Raw genomic sequence first — 17,606 nt, forward strand, 5'->3', positions numbered from 1 at the left:
CGCACGTCATCCCGGAGGTCCCATGGACATCAAGCTCACGACCATGTCGCAGCAGGCGCTCGGCGACGCCGTCCAGTCGGCGTCGGCCGCGGGCAACCCCCAGCTCGAGCCCGTCCACCTGTTGCAGGCGCTGCTCCACCAGACGGGCGGCGTCGCCGTCGGCCTGCTCGACGCCGTCGGCGCGAACGCCCAGCAGATCGGCCAGCGCGCCCGCGCGGCCCTCGTCGCCCTGCCGCAGGCGAGCGGGTCCGCCGTCGCGCAGCCCGCGCCGTCGCGCGCTATGAGCGCCGTGCTGGAGAACGCCGGCAAGGAGGCCGAGGCGCTCGGCGACGAGTACGTCTCGACGGAGCACCTGCTCATCGCGCTCGCCGCCGGGCAGTCCGCCGCCGCCCAGGCGCTCACCGAGGCGGGCGCCACCGCCGACGCGCTGCGCGCCGCGCTGCCCGCCGTCCGCGGCTCCTCCCGCGTCACCAGCCCCAACCCCGAGGGCACGTACAAGGCGCTGGAGCAGTACGGCAGCGACCTCACGCAGCGCGCCCGCGACGGCAAGCTCGACCCGGTCATCGGCCGCGACTCCGAGATCCGCCGCGTCGTGCAGGTGCTGAGCCGCCGCACCAAGAACAACCCCGTGCTCATCGGCGAGCCCGGCGTCGGCAAGACCGCCGTAGTCGAGGGCCTGGCCCAGCGCATCGTCGCGGGCGACGTCCCGACGTCCCTGCAGGGCAAGCGCCTCGTCGCGCTCGACCTGGCCGGCATGGTCGCGGGCGCCAAGTACCGCGGCGAGTTCGAGGAGCGGCTCAAAGCCGTGCTCGAGGAGATCACCGCGTCGGACGGCGAGGTCGTCACCTTCATCGACGAGCTGCACACCGTCGTCGGCGCGGGCGCCGGCGGCGAGGGCGCCATGGACGCGGGCAACATGCTCAAGCCGATGCTCGCGCGCGGCGAGCTGCGGCTGGTCGGCGCCACGACCCTCGACGAGTACCGCGAGCACATCGAGAAGGACCCGGCCCTCGAGCGCCGGTTCCAGCAGGTGTTCGTCGGCGAGCCGTCCGTGGAGGACACGGTCGCGATCCTGCGCGGGCTCAAGGAGCGGTACGAGGCGCACCACAAGGTGACGATCGCCGACTCCGCGCTCGTGGCCGCCGCCGCGCTGTCCGACCGGTACATCACCGGCCGCCAGCTGCCCGACAAGGCGATCGACCTCGTCGACGAGGCGGCGTCGCGCCTGCGGATGGAGATGGACTCCTCGCCGGTCGAGATCGACGAGCTGCAGCGCGTCGTCACGCGCCTCGAGATGGAGGAGGTCGTGCTCAAGGAGTCCGACGACGCCGCCTCGAAGGAGCGCCTGGAGCGGTTGCGCGCCGACCTCGCCGACACGCGCGAGCGGCTCGCCGCGCTCACCGCGCGGTGGGAGTCGGAGAAGGCCGGCCACAACCGCGTCGGCGACCTGCGCGCCCGCATCGACGAGCTGCGCACCGAGTCCGACCGGCTGCAGCGCGAGGGCGACCTCGAGTCCGCCGCCCGCCTCCTGTACGGGGAGATCCCGCAGGTCGAGCGCGAGCTCGCGGACGCCGAGCGGGCCGAGGCGTCGCAGGAGGCCGCGCACGAGGCGCCGATGATCGCCGACAAGGTGGGCTCCGACGAGATCGCCGAGGTGGTCGCCGCCTGGACCGGCATCCCCGCCGGGCGGCTGCTGCAGGGCGAGTCGGAGAAGCTCCTGCACATGGAGGACGTCATCGGCGAGCGGCTCATCGGCCAGACCGCCGCGGTGCGCGCGGTGTCCGACGCCGTGCGGCGCTCGCGGGCCGGCGTGGCCGACCCCGACCGGCCGACCGGGTCGTTCCTGTTCCTCGGCCCCACCGGCGTCGGCAAGACCGAGCTGGCCAAGTCGCTCGCGGACTTCCTGTTCGACGACGAGCGCGCCATGGTGCGCATCGACATGTCCGAGTACTCGGAGAAGCACTCGGTGTCGCGGCTGGTCGGCGCGCCCCCCGGGTACGTCGGCTACGAGGAGGGCGGGCAGCTCACCGAGGCCGTGCGGCGGCGCCCGTACTCCGTCGTCCTGCTGGACGAGGTGGAGAAGGCGCACCCCGAGGTCTTCGACATCCTGCTGCAGGTGCTCGACGACGGCCGCCTCACCGACGGCCAGGGCCGCACGGTCGACTTCCGCAACGTCATCCTCGTGCTGACGTCGAACCTGGGCTCGCAGTTCCTCGTGGACCCGGCGCTCGACGACGCCGCGCGCCGCGAGGCGGTCATGGCGGCCGTGCGCGCGTCGTTCAAGCCGGAGTTCCTCAACCGGCTCGACGACGTGGTGATCTTCGACGCGCTGAACGTCGAGGAGCTGGGCGAGATCGTCGACCTCCAGGTCGCGGCGTTCGCGAAGCGGCTGGCCGACCGGCGCATCACGGTGGACGTCACGCCCGCCGCGCGCGAGTGGCTGGCGCTGGAGGGCTTCGACCCGGCGTACGGCGCCCGTCCGCTGCGCCGCCTGGTGCAGCGCGAGATCGGCGACCGGCTCGCCAAGGAGCTGCTGTCGGGCGCGGTGTCCGACGGCGGCACCGTCGTCGTCGACCGGGCCCCGGACGCCGCGGGTCTGGTCGTGACCCCGAGCTGATGCCGAGGTAGTACGAGAAACGCCGAGGTAGTACGAGGGGCGCCCACAGAAGCTGTGGGCGCCCCTCGTACTACCTCGGCGTTTCTCGTACTACCTCGGCCGGGGTCAGCCGCCGATCGAGGCCTGCGGGCCGGCGCCCGCGCGCACGAGCGCCGGCACGTCGGCCGCCGCGTCGAGCGTGTAGGGGTAGAAGGACGCCGGGTCGAACGCCGTCCCGCCGCTCTCCTTCTGGCCGGTGGAGTCGACGACGATGCTGCCGGACTGGGCCAGCGCGGCCGTGTCGTCGCGGTAGTACGGGTCGTTCACCCGCTCGAAGTAGCTGTTCTGCAGCACCATCTTCGTGCCGCCGCGGGCGTAGTTGCCGTAGCTCGCGACGTCCTGCAGGTAGTTGTTGTAGAGATGGGCGTAGGCCACGTTGTCCGTGCTGGGGTTGCGCTGGTTCGTGGCGCGGATCCAGTTGTGGTGGATCGTGATCTTCGCCGAGACGTTCTCCGTCCAGCCGATGCCGAAGGCCTTGTTGTTCTCCTCGAGCACGTTCCACGACACGGTGAGGTTCGTGGTGTCCTTGCGCGAGTCGATCAGGCCGTCGTTCATCCGCGTGAGCCGGTTGTGGTCGATCCAGACGTGGTCGGCGCCGTCCATCTGGATGGCGTCGTAGTCGAACTCCTTGTCGTCCGGGTCGTCCTCGGTCATCCGCGTGTCCCGGATGGTGAGGTTGCGGAGGATGACGTTGCTGGTGGTGTCGCCGAGGAAGAAGCCCCCGCCCACGATCTGGCCCGACGTGCCCTTGCCGACGATCGTCTTGTCGGAGGCCACCTTGAGCTCCTTGCCCTTCGGCGAGATCGTGATCGGCGCGGCCACGGTGATGACGTACCGGCCCGAGGCGGTCACGTACTTCTCCAGGTCGGCCTGGGTCGTGACCGTCACCGCCGTGCCGCCCGCGCCGCCCGTGGTGCCGCCGTCGGTCGAGGCGAAGCCGTCGGCGGTCGACGACCAGCCGCCCCCCGAGCCCGCGGGGGTGAAGGTGATCTGCTTGTTGGTGTTGTGCGTGCAGCCCTCCTGGACGAGCGCGGCGCCGTCGGCGGTGGACGCGCCCTGGATGCTGAGGCAGAGCCCGCTGTCGACGTTGGCGACGAGGTACGACCCGTCGCGGGACGCGGTGAGGGCCCACTGCTGGTTGGTCTGGGCGGGCTTGCAGCTCCACTGCTGGATGCGGGTGCCGACGACGTCGGTGCCGCTGGGCACGTCGAGGCAGCGGTCGCTGTTGACGTTGCGCAGCTGGTAGGTGGTGGAGGTGACGGGCTCGAGCCGGAACTGCTGCCAGGCGGAGCCGCTGCAGCCCCACTGCTGCAGCAGGGCGCTGTTGTCCTTCGACCCGGCGACGACGTCGAGGCACTTGCCGCTGCGGGCGACGGAGAGCTGGTAGGTGCCGGCGGCGGGCGCCGCGGTGGCGGTGGTGGTGGAGCCGACGGCGAGGCCGGTGGCCAGGACGGCGGCGGTCGTGACGGCGGCCAGGAGACGGCGTCGTCGGCGGTGCGTGGTGTCGGACATGTCCGATCGTCCTTTCTCAGCGTGGGTCTGAAGGCGGTGCGTGATCGTCACGGCTAGCCCACCGGGTTCCAGCCGTCGGAGCCCGCCAGGTACTTCTGCGGCGTGTACTCGGCGGCCTGCGCGTCGGAGAGCTGCGGGCGGTTGGAGTTCACCGTCGCGCCGGCGCCGGTGTTCCGGTACTCCAGGAACCGGGCGTTCTGCCAGGTGCTGTCCGACATGTCCGTCCACGGCTGCGACGTCTTGATCGTCGCGGAGAGGTCCGACTCGCGGTACAGCACCTGGGCGCCCTGCCGCCACGGCCGCCCGAGCTGGGTGGTGTTGTTCGTGGCCCCCGTGATGCGGGACTGGTAGAAGAGGAAGCCGTACTTGCGGTCCGACGGCGTGCTCGCCGCCGTGATCGGGCCGCCGGTGGTGCGCTTCTCGTAGATCGTGCTGCGGTGGAACACGGCGATGCCGCCGCCGTAGATGAAGTCGACCGTGCCCTCGACGTACGTGTCCGTCACGTACGCGCGGGCGGCGTCGTTGACGAGCAGGGTGTCCTGGTCGCCCAGGAGGCGGAGGTCGTCGAGCAGGGTGCGGTCGGCGTTGAGATACATCGCCAGGGCCTGGTTGCCCTCCGTGGTCTCCGACTCGTCGTGGTCGTTCGACACCGTGAGGTTGTCCGCGCTGAAGTTCGCGCCCTCGACCACCATCGTGGCGCTGCCGCGGTGGCTGCCGCCCTCGCCGGCGCTCACGCCGTCGACGATCACGACGTCCGCGGGGTCGTCCCCGAGCCCGACGAGCTCCACGAAGGGCTTGTCCTTGCCGACGACGACCTTGCCGCGGTAGGCGCCGGGCGCGACCGTGATGCGCTGCTTGGACGTCGCGTTCGCGGGGATCGCGTCGACCGCCTGCTGGACCGTGCGGTACGTCCCGGAGCCATCGGCCGCGACCGTGGCGTCCTCCGTCGAGCCGCCGCCGGTGGTGGTGAACGTCCACTGCTTGTTGGTGTTGTGCGTGCAGCCCTCCTGGATGACGGCCGCGCCGCTCGCGGTGGACGCGCCCTGGATGCTGAGGCACAGGCCGTTGGCCACGCTGGCGACGAGGTAGGACCCGTCGCGGGACGCGGTGAGGGTCCACTGCTGGTTGGTCTGGGCGGGCTTGCAGCTCCACTGCTGGATGCGGGTGCCGACGACGTCGGTGCCGCTGGGCACGTCGAGGCAGCGGTCGCTGTTGACGTTGCGCAGCTGGTACGCGCCGCCGCCGAGCGGCTCGAGCCGGAACTGCTGCCAGGCGGCGCCGCTGCAGCCCCACTGCTGCAGCAGGGCGCTGTTGTCCTTCGACCCGGCGACGACGTCGAGGCACTGCCCGCTGCGGGCGACGGTGAGCTGGTAGGTGCCGGCGGCGGGCGCCGCGGCGGCGGTCGTGGTCGTGGCCCCGACGAGGAGCCCGGCGGCGACGGCCGTGGCGGCTGCGGCGCCGGCCAGCCGTCGACGGTGGTGCGTGGGGATGTCGGTCATGTCCGACGGTCCTTCCCTCAGGCTGACGGACCGGTGCTGGTCCGTGGCCCGCGTCGTCGCGGGCCACGAGGTAGACGGTGGGCCGGGGGAGGGGACAACACTTTTTCATCGATGCACCGCTCGCTAGCATGCACACGGCCCGACGACGGCGCGGGCCGCCGACGACGAGGACGGGGCGCGACGTGGACGGGACGGCCGACCTGGTGGTGCGCGCCCAGGCCGGCGACCGCGCGGCGCTCGGGGAGCTCCTCGCGGGGCACCTGCCGCTCGTGCGCGGTGTCGTCGCGCGAGGGCTCGGCGACGACGGCTCCTGCGCCGCCGACGTCGACGACGTCGTGCAGGAGACCATGCTGCGGGCCGTGACGTCGCTGGGCAGCGTGCGCGACCCGGCCCGGTTCCGGTCCTGGCTGATGGCGGTCGCCTACCGGCAGATGCAGGACCACCACCGCGCGCGCCGCGGACGACCCGTCCCGGCCGACCCCGCGCTGGCCCGCGTCGCGGACCCGGCGCCGTCCCCGGACCTGCGCGTGACGGCCGACGTCGTCGCCGCCGACCAGCGCCGCGGCCTGGTCGCGGCGGGTCGCTGGCTCGACCCGGCGCACCAGGGCGTCCTCGGGCTGTGGTGGCAGGAGCTGTGCGGCGGGCTCGGCCGGCGCGACCTCGCCCGCGCGCTCGGCGTCGGCCGGCGTCACGCCGCGGTGCGGGTGCAGCGGATGCGGGCGCAGCTCGCCACGGCCCGTGGTGTCGGCCTCGCGCTCGACGCCGTCCCGCGGTGCGCGGGGCTCGACCGCGCGGCCGCCGGCTGGGACGGCGTGCCGTCGCCGCTGTGGCGCAAGCGCCTGGGGCGCCACGTGCGGGACTGCCCGGCGTGCTCCGGCCTCGCCGCGGCCCTGGTGCCGCCGGAGCGGCTGGTCCCCGCGATCGGCCTCGTGGCGATCCCGGCGGGGGCGGCGCACGACGTCGTGCGCGGGGTGCTCGACGCGGGCGCGCCGGGGCCGCCCGGCTGGTGGCACGCCCTCGCGGAGCACCTGCGCGACGGGTGGGACGCGGTGGTCGCCCGCCCGGTGGCGGCGGTGACCGCGACGGCGGTCGTCGTGGCCGGGGGCGGGGCGGCGGTCACCACGGTGGTCCTGCCGGGACCGGAGCATGCGGCACCGGTCGTGGCGGCGTCGCCCGCGCCGGAGCCGTCGTCACCGGTCGACCCGGTCGCGGCGCCGGCCGCGACGGAGCCGCCCGCCGACGGGCCGACGTCGGGCGTGCCCACCGCCGACCTGTACGTCGCGCCCGACGGCTCCGACGCGGCGGACGGCAGCTACGCGCGGCCGTTCGCCACCCTCGCCCGCGCGGTGTCGGTGGTCCGGCCGGGCCAGGTGATCGCGCTGCGGGGCGGCACCTACCGCGTCGAGGAGCCGGTGTCGATCACGACCGACGGCGCCCCGGGCGCCCGGATCACGCTGAGCGGCTACCGCGACGAGCGGGCGGTGCTCGACCTGGCGGCGGTGCCCGCCGACGAGTGGCCGCTCGTGCAGGAGGCGGACCTCTGGACGGTGCAGGACCTGGAGGTCCGGGGGTCGCGGAGCCACGGCTACCTCTGCGTGTCCTGCGCGGGCGGGGTGTTCCAGCGCCTTCGCGTGCACGCGAACACGCGCTCGGGCCTCGAGTTGCGCGGTGCGGGGACGGCGGACAACGTCGTGCGCGACAGCGCGTTCTACGACAACCACGACGACTCCGCCGCCGGCGACGCCGGCCTCGGCCTCGGGGTCAAGTTCGGCTCCGGCACGGGCAACGTCGTGGAGGGCAACCGCTTCTACGACAACGCCGACGACGGCGTCGACCTGGGGGAGTTCGCGAGCCCGGTCACGCTGCGCTCGAACGAGTCGTTCCGCAACGGCATCGACCGGTGGGGGATCGCCGGCTGGCACGGCAACGGGGGCGGCTACACGCTGGGCGGCGGGGACGAGCCTCCCGCCGTCGCGCACGTCGTCGAGGGCAACGTGGCGTGGGGCAACGGGCACCACGGCTTCACGGACGGCGGCAACGCCGGGGCGATCCGGCTGGTGGGGAACACGGCGCGGGACAACGGGGCCGCGGGGTTCTTCCTGGAGACCGCGGCCGCCGTCCTGCGTGACAACACGACGTCGGGCAACGACGTGGCGGCCAAGCTGGGCGACGACGTGGACGCGTCCGGCAACTCGTGGCCCGGGCCGGCATGACGTCGAGACGGCTCGAGGGCGGGCCGCATCCGATGCGGCCCGCCCTCGAACTCCCTCGGCGGGTGTCGTGCTACCTCGGCCGGGTCAGATGCGGATGAAGCGCGGGTTGTCCTGCCAGATGTGGCGCTTCACGACGCCGACGCCGGGGCGCGCGGCCTCGACCTGCTTGCCGTTGCCGATGTAGATCGCGACGTGGCCGGGGGTCCAGATGAGATCGCCCGGGCGGGCGTTCTTCCGGGAGACGGCCTTGCCGCGGCTCTTCTGGGCCGACGACGAGCGCGGCAGCGTCTTGCCGGTGGCCTTCTTGTAGACGTACCGGGTGAGGCCGGAGCAGTCGAAGGAGCTCGGGCCGCTCGCGCCGTAGACGTACCGGTCGCCGACCTGGGCCTTGGCGACGCGCACGATCTTCTGGCTGCGGGTCTCCTTCTTCACGCCCTTCACGGAGACGGTGCGCGACGACTTGTCGGCCAGCGCGCTCGACTTCGGGAGGACGACCAGGCGGACCTTGTTGGTGCCGACCTTGTAGCGCTTCTTGTACGGCTGGAAGGTGATCTTGCCGCCGTGCATCGTGCGCGTCGTGATGGTCTTGCCGTTGATGATCAGCTTCGCGCGGGCCGAGATCGGCTTGCCGGCGTGCTTGGCCACGATGGTGAACTTCGGCCGCGAGGAGCGGTCGTTCTTCACCACGGTCCGCTTGGACACGGTGAGCTTGGCGTACGGCGTCGTCTTGGCGGTCTTGACGGCCACGGCGCTGACCGGGGCCGCGGAGGCGTGGGGCGCGGCGGCGACGAGGCCACCGCCGGTGAGGGCGCCGGCGACGGCCAGGGCGATGATCGCCCGTCGGGGCCGGCGGGCGGCCACGGCGACGGTGCCGGGGCGCGCGGGAGCAGGGGTCGTTGACATGGGCGTGACCTCCAGCCTGCGAGATGAGCTGTCGGGTGAGGCCGAGATCGTTGGCCCGCCACCAAGGTGGCTGAACCCCAAGGCCGGGAGCGTCCGGGCGGTGTGCCCGGGCGGCCGGCCGGAAGTGGGTCTCCCGCTGCTGCCGTGGATGTCGTGGTCACCGGGGCGCCGGCAGCACTCGGCTGCGCCTCGGTCGGCCGGCACCCGTGGGGTAGGTGCGGTCGAGGGACGCTAACCCTGCAGACCCCACGAGGTCACGTTCAGGTAACACCCCGGGCGTGTCGTTGACGGGGCGGTCCACGAGCATCGTCGCTGGACGAGTCCGGGCATCCCGGTCCGAACCGGGCGCGGTCGCGTGATACCGGATGTGACGAAGGTCACTGTAAGAATCCCCCCGTGGATGGAGACGGACGACGCCTTTCACGACCGGGACTCTGCTATGGGCCCGTCGTCCGGAAAGGCTCAGGCGAGCAGGTCGCCCGACCGGGGGGTGGTGGAGACCGCGAGGCACAGCCCGGTCCGGTCGCCGGCCGACCAGCCGTCCTCGGAGGGGGTGAGGACGACGAAGGTCAGCCCCTCGACCTCGCGGCCCGCCGCCCCCAGCAGCCCCGGGCCGCAGTCGGCGGACGCCTTGCGCACCAGGGCGTCGTGACCGGGCCACACCGCCCCGGCGGCGGAGTCCGTGCGCCCCACCACCTGCGCCGCGTGCGCGTCGGCGCACGGCGTGACCGTCACGCGGCCGACGTCGCCGGGCGGGAGGTCGCGCAGGCACGACCCGAGCACGAGCTGCGCCGCGTTCACCTCGCGCGCCCCGGTCACCGCGGCAGGCACGGGGGCGGTGGCCCGGTCGCGCGCCGTCGTGACCCCGATCGCGACGGCGCCGCCGACCACGGCGAGCGCCACCACCGCCACGGCCCCGCGGACCGCGACGCGACGGACCCCGGCGGCGCGGACGCCTCCGGGCGCGGGGGCCGCGCCCCGCCGCGCGTCGCCGGGACGGGCCCCGTGGGGACCGGCCTCGTCCCCGCTCGTGTCAGGCAGTCCCAGGTCGGCCAGGCCGTCCGCGGGCAGCACGCCCGCCGGCGTGGGCGCGGCGAAGACGGGATCCGCGGGCGACGCGGCGTCCTGGGACGCGTTCTGGGCCGGGTGACGGGCCGGGTCCTGCAGGGGGTCCTGCGCCGGGTCCTGGGTCACGACGTGCTCCGCGCGTCAGGCCGGGTCGGCGAGGTCGAGGATCACCGGGACGTGGTCGCTGGCGCCCTTGCCCTTGCGCTCGTCCCGGTCGATGACGACGCCGGTGACGCGCTCGCGCACGGCGGGGGAGGCGTAGGCGAAGTCGATGCGCAGGCCCTTGTTCCGCGGGAAGGCGAGCTGCTGGTAGTCCCAGTACGTGTAGGTGTGCTCGGCGGGCAGGTGCTCGCGCGTCACCTCGGTATACCCGGCGGTGGCGAACGCGGTGAACGCCTCCCGCTCCGCGGGGGTCACGTGGGTGTGCCCCTCGAACGCGGCGGGGTCGTAGACGTCCGTGTCGAGCGGGATGACGTTCCAGTCGCCGACCAGCGCGACCTGGGCGCGCGGGTCGGCCGCGAGCCAGCCCGCGGCGGCGTCGTGCAGCGCGCCCAGCCACGCCAGCTTGTACGCGTAGTGCGGGTCGCCGACCGCCCGGCCGTGCGGCACGTACAGCGACCACACGCGGACGCCGCCGCAGGTGGCGCCGAGGGCGCGCGCCTCGACCGGCGGCGGCACGTCGAGGAGGGTGGCCGCCCCCGGCTCGTCGGGTGACGCGTCGGGGGCCTCGGCGGGCGCGCCGTCCGCGGGCGCCGGTGCGGCGGCGGGCTTGGCGAACCCCGGCTGGCCAGGGAAGGACGTCTCGACGTCGTTGATCCCGACCCGCGACGCGATCGCGACGCCGTTCCACGCCGAGTGCCCGGTGTGCGCCACCTGGTACCCGGCGGCCTCGAACGCCGCGTGCGGGAACTGCTCGTCGCGGCACTTGGTCTCCTGGATGGCGAGCACGTCGGTGCCCGAGCGCTCCAGGAAGGCGATCACCCGGTCGACGCGGGCACGGACGGAGTTGACGTTCCAGGTCGCGAGGCGCACCGCGCCAGGCTACCGGCCGGCCCCGTCGCCCCGGGTGGCGGTCGCGTCAGGGTCAGACCCGGGGCTGTCCGCCCTCTAGGCTGCCCCCATGGGTACCGCGCTCGTCACCGGCGCCACCGCCGGCCTCGGCCTGGAGTTCGTCTGGCAGCTCGCCACCGCGCGACACGACGTGGTCGTCGTCGCGCGCGACGCCGACCGCCTGGAGCAGGTCGCCGCGCAGGTGCGCGCCGCCGCCGGCGTCCGGGTGGAGGTGCTGCCGGCGGACCTGTCCGTCCCGGCAGACCTGGAGCGGGTCGCCGCCCGGCTCGCCGTCACCGGCGACGAGGAGGGCGACGACCGGCGCCCGGTGGGCCTGCTCGTCAACAACGCGGGGTTCGCGACGGCGCAGTCGTTCGTGCGCGGCGAGCTCGCCGTCGAGCTCTCCGCCCTCGACGTCATGGTCCGGGCGGTGCTCGTCCTCTCGCACGCGGCCGTCGGGCAGATGACGGCCCGGGGGCGCGGGGCGATCCTCACCGTCGGGTCGGTCGCGGCCCTCACCGCCGGAGGCACCTACGCGGCGGCGAAGGCGTACGTGCGGTCCTTCACGGAGGGGCTCGCCGTCGAGCTCAAGGGCACCGGCGTCACCGCCACGGTGCTCTGCCCCGGGTTCGTGCGCACCGAGTTCCACGACCGGGCGGGCATCGACATGACCACGGTGCCCGACGTCGGCTGGCTCGACGCCCCGCGCGTCGTCTCCGAGGCGCTCGCGGACGTGCGCCGCGGCGTCGTCATCTCGACGCCGTCCGTCCGCTACAAGGCGGCCTCCGCGCTGCTGCGCCTCGCCCCGCGCGCCGCCGTGCGCGCCGTCGGCAAGTACCGCTGACCTCGGTCGTCACCGAGGCCGGGCGAGATCCTGCCGCCTGTCCCACGATGGAAGGGTGATCGGGGGGACGACACCGGCGACGGACACCGGGGGCGCTCGCAGCGCCGTCCCGGGAGGCGACGCGCTCGACTACCGCGACCTGTTCGACGCCCTGGCCGTGCCGAAGATCGTGCTGGACCCCGACCTCGTGGTGCTCGACGCGAACCGTTCGTACACCGAGCTCCTCGGCATGCCGGTGGACGCGCTCGTCGGGCGGACGCTGGCCGACGCGCTGGCGCGGGTGCCGGGCGGCCCGCCGCCCGTGCCTCGCGCCATGGACGCGATCGCCCGGTGCCTGCGCACGGGCATGCCCGAGGTTGTCGAACCGACCCGGTGGGACCTGCCCGACCCGCGTACGGGCGAGACGGGGGCGCGGTACTGGATGCTCCTCGTGCTGCCGGTCATGCGTGCGGGCGACGCCGCGGTCCGCGCGGTCGTGGTCCGGGTGGAGGAGATCGACGCGGCCGACGTCGAGGGCACCGACGGCGACGCCACGCCGGCGCAGATGTCGTGGCACAGCACGGTGGCGCGGATGCGGGCGACGGCCGCCGCGGAGCGCGAGGCGGCGGTGACACTCCAGTCCTCGGTGCTCACTCCGCCGCCGGACGTCCCCGGACTGACGCTGGACGTCCGCTACCAGCCGGCGAACCGGATCACGCGGGTGGGCGGCGACTGGTACGACGTCGTGCTCCGGGAGTCCGGCCGCGCGGTGCTGGTCGTGGGTGACGTGGCGGGGCACGACGTCGACGCCGCGGCTGCGATGGCGCACCTCAAGGGCGTGCTGCGCACCGTGGCGGTCGAGGACGACGCGGGCCCGGCCGCGATCCTCGATCGGGCCGAGCGGGCCGCCGCCGCCCTGCGGATCGAGGCGTTCGCCGCCGTGACGGTGGCCGTCGTCGACCCGCCCGCGCCCGACGGGTCCCGGCGCGTCACCTGGGCTCGCGCCGGGTCGCTGCCGCCGCTGGTGCGGTGGGCCGACCTGGGCGCCGAGCTCCTCGACGACCGTCCCGGCCGGCTGTTCGGCCTGCTGCTGCCGAAGGAACGGCCGGAGCAGGCCCGCGTGCTCGAGCCCTGCGCGGCGCTGCTGCTCTTCACGGACGGCCTGGTCGAGCGGCGCGGGGAGCTGCTGAGCGACTCCCTCGAGCACCTGCGCCGGGACGTGGAGAGGGTCGTGGACCTCCGGCTGGAGCGACTGGCGGACTGCGTGCTGGCGCGGAGCACGCCGATCCGGGGCACCGACGACGTGGCGCTCGTCGCGCTCCAGGTGGACGACGTCCCCGCGGACGGGCCGGAAGCCGTCGGTACGATGACCGCGTGACCTCCTCGGATCCCGCCTTCGGCCCCACGCCCCGCGAGCAGCTGCGCGACCTCATCACCGAGCTCGCCGTCGTGCACGGCAAGGTGACCCTGTCCTCCGGCAAGGAGGCCGACTACTACGTCGACCTGCGCCGCATCACGCTGCACCACCGTGCGGCCCCGCTCGTGGGCCACGTGCTGCTCGACCACCTGGAGGAGGTCGGCCTCGGCACCGCGGAGGTCGACGCCGTCGGCGGCCTGACCCTGGGCGCGGACCCGATCGCGGACGCGCTGCTGCACGCCGCGGCGTCGCGCGGGCAGGACCTCGACGCGTTCGTCGTCCGTAAGGCAGCCAAGGCGCACGGCATGCAGCGGCAGATCGAGGGCCCCGAGGTCGCGGGCCGCAAGGTCGTGGTCCTCGAGGACACGACGACGACGGGCGGGTCGCCCATCGCGGCCATCGAGGCGCTGCGCGCCGCGGGCGCCGAGGTGCTCGGCTGCGCGACGATCGTCGACCGCGCCACCGGCGCGGGCGAGAAGATCGAGGGGCTCGGCGTGCCCTACCACTACCTCTACGACCTGGCCGACCTCGGACTGGTCTGAACCGTCAGCCGCGGCGGCGGCCCAGCAGGAAGCCGCCGCCCAGGCCGACGAGCAGCGCCCCGACGCCGATCATGGCGGGCGGCACCCAGAAGTTCGCGATCTGCGGGTGGAACGTCGTGTCCGACAGCGGGGCGTACGCGAACCAGCCGAACGTGAAGCTCCAGGTGGAGGCCTGGTAGACCCCGAGCACCACGAGCGCGGCACCGACGACGACCGCCGTCCACACGAGAGCCCGCGCGCGTGGCGTCATACCCGGCCGATGAGGTCCGCGATGGAGTCGACGACGTGCGACGGCCGGAACGGGTACGTGTCCACCTCGGCCGCCGTGGTGGAGCCGGTCATGACGAGGAACGTCTCGAGGCCCGCCTCGATGCCGGCGACGACGTCGGTGTCCATGCGGTCGCCGATCATCGCCGTGACCTCGGAGTGCGCGTCGATCCGGTTGAGCGCGGAACGGAACATCATCGGGTTCGGCTTGCCCACGTAGTACGGCGAGCGGCCGGTGGCGGCCTGGATCATCGCGGCGACGGCGCCGGTGGCCGGCAGCGGCCCCTCGGCGGACGGGCCGGTCGTGTCCGGGTTGGTGGCGATGAACCGTGCGCCGTCGCGCACGAGGCGGATCGCCTTGGTGATCGCGGTGAACGAGTAGGTGCGGGTCTCGCCGAGCACCACGTAGTCCGGGTTCGACTCGGTGAGCGTGTAGCCCGCCTCGTACAGCGCGGTGGTGAGGCCGGCCTCGCCGATGACGTAGGCGGAGCCGTTGGGGATCTGGTCGGTGAGGAACTGCCCGGTGGCCAGCGCGGACGTCCAGATCGCCTCCTCCGGCACGTCGATGCCGGACGTCGCGAGACGGGCGCGCAGGTCGCGCGGCGTGAAGATCGAGTTGTTCGTCAGCACGAGGAACGGGCGCTCCGCGTCGCGCAGGGCGCGGATGAACTCCGGCGCCCCGGGGATGGCCTGCCCCTCGTGCACGAGGACGCCGTCCATGTCGGTCAGCCAGCACTCGATCCGTCGTTCGCTCACGCGGCTCACCCTAGTGGGCGGGGCGGGCCCGCGCGTGCGCCAGGATGGGCGCATGACGACGATCGCGGTGGTGGGCGGCACCGGTCAGGCCGGGCGCGCCGTGGTGCGGGAGGCCGCAGGGCGCGGCCACGACGTGCGGGTGGTCTCGCGCCGGCGCCCCACGGACCTCGAGCCCGGCGCGGCGCACCACGCGGTGGACCTCCTCGACGACGACGACGCACGGGTTGCCGGCGCGCTCGCCGCGGCATTCGACGGAGTGGACGCCGTGGTCGACACCAGCAACGGCATGACGCCCGCCGCGCAGGCCGTCTTCACCGCGGGCGCGCGGCGGGTGGCGGACGCCGCGGGCCGCGCGGGCGTGGGGCGCGCCGTCGTCCTCTCGATCGCCGGCGTGGACCGCAGCGGGTACGGGTACTACCGGGCGCACGCCGAGCAGGAGCGCGTGTACGCCGCCGGGTCCGTGCCGGCGACGGTCGTGCGGGCCACCCAGTTCCACGGGTTCCTCGACCTCTTCCTCGGCCGCGACGGCCGCCTCGGGGCCTGGTCGCGCCTCGGGCTGCTGCCGTACCCGCGCGGCTGCCGCTTCCAGACGATCGACCTGCGCGACGTCGCCCGCGCGCTCGTCGACGCGGCCGAGGGCGCGGACCCGCTCGGGGTCGCGCCCACGACCGGACCGTCCGGGGCGCCGACCGCCACCGTCGGCGGGCCGCAGGTGCTCGACGCGCGGGAGATGGCGCGCGCCTGGCGCCGGTCGCACGGCTCCCGCCGGCTGCCGGTGGCGGTGCCGCTGCCCGGCCCGCTCGGGGAGTTCTTCCGGGCCGGTCGCAACCTCGTGCCCGACGCCGCGGTGGGCACGATCACCTACGACCAGTGGCTGGCGGACGCATGACTCCGCCGCCCACCCCCGCCGACGGTTCTGATCGCGAACGTTATCCGCCGAATGACGAACGCGATCAGAACCGTCGGCCGCCCGGGGGAAGACCGGAGGTCGGCGTCGGCCCGTGGCCCGGTGGCCCGGACGCGTGGCCCCGGCTGCCCGACGGCGCCCCCGACCCCCGCTACGACCCCGAGCTGTTGGCGCACGGCGACCGTCGCAACGTCGTCGACCGCTACCGGTACTGGACCGTGGAGGCGGTCGTCGCCGACCTTGACGCCCGCCGCCCCGCGGACCGGCAGCTGCACGTCGCGATCGAGAACTGGGCGCACGACCTCAACATCGGCTCCGTGGTGCGCACGGCCAACGCGTTCAACGCGGCCGGCGTGCACGTCGTCGGCCGACGGCGGTGGAACCGGCGCGGCGCGATGGTCACCGACCGCTACCTGCACACCCACCACCACCCGGACGCGGCGGCGCTCGCCGCCTGGGCGGCGTCGACGGACGGCGGGGGAGGACTCCCGGTCATCGGCATCGACAACGTGCCCGGGTCGGTACCGCTGGAGGCCTACGACCTGCCCGCCCGCTGCGTGCTGCTGTTCGGCCAGGAGTCCGTGGGCCTGACGTCGGAGGCGCAGGCGGTGTGCTCCGCCGTCCTGCACATCACCCAGCACGGCTCCACGCGCTCCCTCAACGCGGGCGCCGCAGGCGCCGTCGCGATGCACGCCTGGGCGTCGCGCTGGCTCGCGCCGTCTCACGGAGCCGACGGCATGTGACTCCCATGACCCGGACGTGAGAAAATCCGGTTGCATGCGGGTCGCACGGCGCCCGTCGCGACGAAGCATCCCGCTGCATCCTCGTACGCCCCGTCATTGGAGTACCGCAGATGCCTATCGCAACCCCCGAGGTCTACGCCGAGATGATCGACCGGGCGAAGGCCGGCAAGTTCGCCTACCCCGCCGTCAACATCACCTCGTCGCAGACCGTGACCGCCGCGCTCCAGGGCTTCGCCGAGGCCGAGTCGGACGGCATCATCCAGGTCTCCGTGGGCGGCGCGGAGTACGCGTCGGGCGCGACGATCAAGGACCGCGTCGTCGGCTCGCTGGCCCTCGCGGCCTACGCCACCGAGGTCGCGAAGAACTACTCGGTGAACATCGCGATCCACACCGACCACTGCGTCAAGAAGAACCTCGACTCCTGGGTGCGCCCGCTGCTCGCCCTCGAGGCGGAGCAGGTGAAGGCCGGCAAGAACCCGACCTTCCAGTCGCACATGTTCGACGGCTCGGACATCCCCCTGGACGAGAACCTCGTCATCGCCGCCGAGCTGCTCGAGCTCTCGCAGGCCGCGCGCACCATCCTCGAGATCGAGGTCGGCGTCGTGGGTGGCGAGGAGGACGGCCACGAGGCCGAGATCAACGAGAAGCTCTACACGACGGCCGAGGACGGTCTCGCCACCGTGCGCGCGCTCGGCGCCGGCGAGAAGGGCCGCTACCTCACGGCCCTCACCTTCGGCAACGTGCACGGCGTGTACAAGCCGGGCGCCGTGAAGCTGCGCCCGTCGATCCTCGCGGACATCCAGAAGGCCGTCGGCTCGGAGATCGGCAAGGAGAACCCGTTCGACCTCGTGTTCCACGGCGGTTCGGGCTCCACGGCCGAGGAGATCTCCGAGGCGGTCGACAACGGTGTCATCAAGATGAACATCGACACCGACACGCAGTACGCGTTCTCGCGCCCCGTCGCGGACCACTTCTTCCGCAACTACGACGGCGTCCTCAAGGTGGACGGCGAGGTCGGCAACAAGAAGGCCTACGACCCGCGCGCCTGGGGCAAGCAGGCCGAGGCCGGCATGGCCGCCCGCATCGTCGAGGCCGCGCAGCAGCTGCGCTCCGCCGGCCACAAGATGTGACCTCTCACCCGACGGCGAGGTAGTACGGATTTCGCCGAGGTAGTACGAAGGCCGGCCCGCATCGCGCGCCCTCGACGGCCGCGGCCAGCGCGTCCTCGGTGTCCTGCTCGAGCTTGCCGG

Annotated in this window: 15 protein-coding genes; 8 read left to right on the top strand and 7 right to left on the bottom strand. The window is 73.8% G+C overall.

Annotated elements, in window-relative coordinates:
- The first annotated feature begins 22 nt into the window (after window positions 1–22).
- Window positions 23–2,617, top strand: a complete 2,595-nt coding sequence (clpB, locus tag ABZ493_RS17680) for an ATP-dependent chaperone ClpB (RefSeq protein ID WP_430583461.1) — start codon at window positions 23–25, stop codon at window positions 2,615–2,617.
- A gap of 105 nt (window positions 2,618–2,722) precedes the next feature.
- Here clpB and ABZ493_RS17685 read toward each other — a convergent pair whose 3' ends face one another.
- Both ABZ493_RS17685 and ABZ493_RS17690 read right to left on the bottom strand, forming a co-directional pair.
- Window positions 2,723–4,168: an RICIN domain-containing protein gene (locus tag ABZ493_RS17685; RefSeq protein WP_430583462.1), complete on the bottom strand. Its 1,446-nt coding sequence runs from the start codon at window positions 4,166–4,168 to the stop codon at window positions 2,723–2,725.
- 53 nt (window positions 4,169–4,221) lie between these two features.
- The gene (locus ABZ493_RS17690; RefSeq protein WP_430583463.1) at window positions 4,222–5,667 is read right to left on the bottom strand and encodes a pectinesterase family protein; all 1,446 of its coding nucleotides are present in this window, start codon (window positions 5,665–5,667) and stop codon (window positions 4,222–4,224) included.
- 182 nt (window positions 5,668–5,849) lie between these two features.
- Between ABZ493_RS17690 and ABZ493_RS17695 the strand changes: the two genes are divergently transcribed.
- Window positions 5,850–7,880 (top strand): sigma-70 family RNA polymerase sigma factor, encoded by a 2,031-nt coding sequence (locus ABZ493_RS17695; RefSeq protein ID WP_430583464.1) that lies wholly within the window; start codon window positions 5,850–5,852, stop codon window positions 7,878–7,880.
- An 84-nt stretch (window positions 7,881–7,964) separates the two neighbouring features.
- Here ABZ493_RS17695 and ABZ493_RS17700 read toward each other — a convergent pair whose 3' ends face one another.
- The 3 genes from ABZ493_RS17700 to ABZ493_RS17710 all read right to left on the bottom strand — a co-directional run bounded on the left by ABZ493_RS17700 (window position 7,965) and on the right by ABZ493_RS17710 (window position 10,883).
- Entirely contained in the window at window positions 7,965–8,783 is an 819-nt protein-coding gene (locus ABZ493_RS17700; protein ID WP_430583465.1) for a C40 family peptidase, read from the bottom strand.
- 462 nt (window positions 8,784–9,245) lie between these two features.
- Window positions 9,246–9,977, bottom strand: a complete 732-nt coding sequence (locus tag ABZ493_RS17705) for a septum formation family protein (protein WP_430583466.1) — start codon at window positions 9,975–9,977, stop codon at window positions 9,246–9,248.
- 15 nt (window positions 9,978–9,992) lie between these two features.
- A complete protein-coding gene (locus ABZ493_RS17710; protein WP_430583467.1) occupies window positions 9,993–10,883 on the bottom strand; it encodes an exodeoxyribonuclease III in 891 nt (296 codons plus the stop codon).
- 88 nt (window positions 10,884–10,971) lie between these two features.
- On the opposite strand from ABZ493_RS17710, the gene ABZ493_RS17715 reads away from it, so the two are divergent.
- The 3 genes from ABZ493_RS17715 to pyrE are packed head-to-tail and all read left to right on the top strand — an operon-like array spanning window position 10,972 to window position 13,683.
- Window positions 10,972–11,745 (top strand): SDR family NAD(P)-dependent oxidoreductase, encoded by a 774-nt coding sequence (locus ABZ493_RS17715; protein ID WP_430583468.1) that lies wholly within the window; start codon window positions 10,972–10,974, stop codon window positions 11,743–11,745.
- Window positions 11,746–11,800: 55 nt separating this feature from the next.
- Entirely contained in the window at window positions 11,801–13,102 is a 1,302-nt protein-coding gene (locus tag ABZ493_RS17720; RefSeq protein WP_430583469.1) for a SpoIIE family protein phosphatase, read from the top strand.
- The gene (gene pyrE / locus ABZ493_RS17725) at window positions 13,099–13,683 is read left to right on the top strand and encodes an orotate phosphoribosyltransferase (RefSeq protein ID WP_430583470.1); all 585 of its coding nucleotides are present in this window, start codon (window positions 13,099–13,101) and stop codon (window positions 13,681–13,683) included. Before ABZ493_RS17720 ends, pyrE begins: the two co-directional genes overlap by 4 nt.
- Before the next feature lie 4 nt (window positions 13,684–13,687).
- Here the strand turns inward: pyrE and ABZ493_RS17730 are convergent, their stop codons facing one another.
- Both ABZ493_RS17730 and ABZ493_RS17735 read right to left on the bottom strand, forming a co-directional pair.
- Window positions 13,688–13,933 (bottom strand): hypothetical protein, encoded by a 246-nt coding sequence (locus ABZ493_RS17730; RefSeq protein WP_430583471.1) that lies wholly within the window; start codon window positions 13,931–13,933, stop codon window positions 13,688–13,690.
- Window positions 13,930–14,670 (bottom strand): HAD-IIA family hydrolase, encoded by a 741-nt coding sequence (locus tag ABZ493_RS17735; protein WP_430583475.1) that lies wholly within the window; start codon window positions 14,668–14,670, stop codon window positions 13,930–13,932. The genes ABZ493_RS17730 and ABZ493_RS17735 overlap by 4 nt, the downstream gene beginning before the upstream one ends.
- 88 nt (window positions 14,671–14,758) lie before the next feature.
- Between ABZ493_RS17735 and ABZ493_RS17740 the strand changes: the two genes are divergently transcribed.
- From ABZ493_RS17740 to fbaA, 3 genes are all read left to right on the top strand, one after another.
- Window positions 14,759–15,595 carry an NAD(P)H-binding protein gene (locus tag ABZ493_RS17740; protein ID WP_430583472.1) on the top strand — a complete coding sequence of 279 codons (837 nt, stop codon included), beginning with the start codon at window positions 14,759–14,761 and terminating at the stop codon, window positions 15,593–15,595.
- Window positions 15,592–16,356: a TrmH family RNA methyltransferase gene (locus tag ABZ493_RS17745; RefSeq protein WP_430583473.1), complete on the top strand. Its 765-nt coding sequence runs from the start codon at window positions 15,592–15,594 to the stop codon at window positions 16,354–16,356. Before ABZ493_RS17740 ends, ABZ493_RS17745 begins: the two co-directional genes overlap by 4 nt.
- Before the next feature lie 110 nt (window positions 16,357–16,466).
- Window positions 16,467–17,486 (top strand): class II fructose-bisphosphate aldolase, encoded by a 1,020-nt coding sequence (gene fbaA / locus ABZ493_RS17750; protein ID WP_430583474.1) that lies wholly within the window; start codon window positions 16,467–16,469, stop codon window positions 17,484–17,486.
- The last annotated feature ends 120 nt before the right edge of the window (window positions 17,487–17,606 follow it).

Origin of the sequence: Isoptericola sp. NPDC019482 (assembly GCF_040632295.1) — a bacterium.
Classification (GTDB): Bacteria; Actinomycetota; Actinomycetes; order Actinomycetales; family Cellulomonadaceae; genus Isoptericola.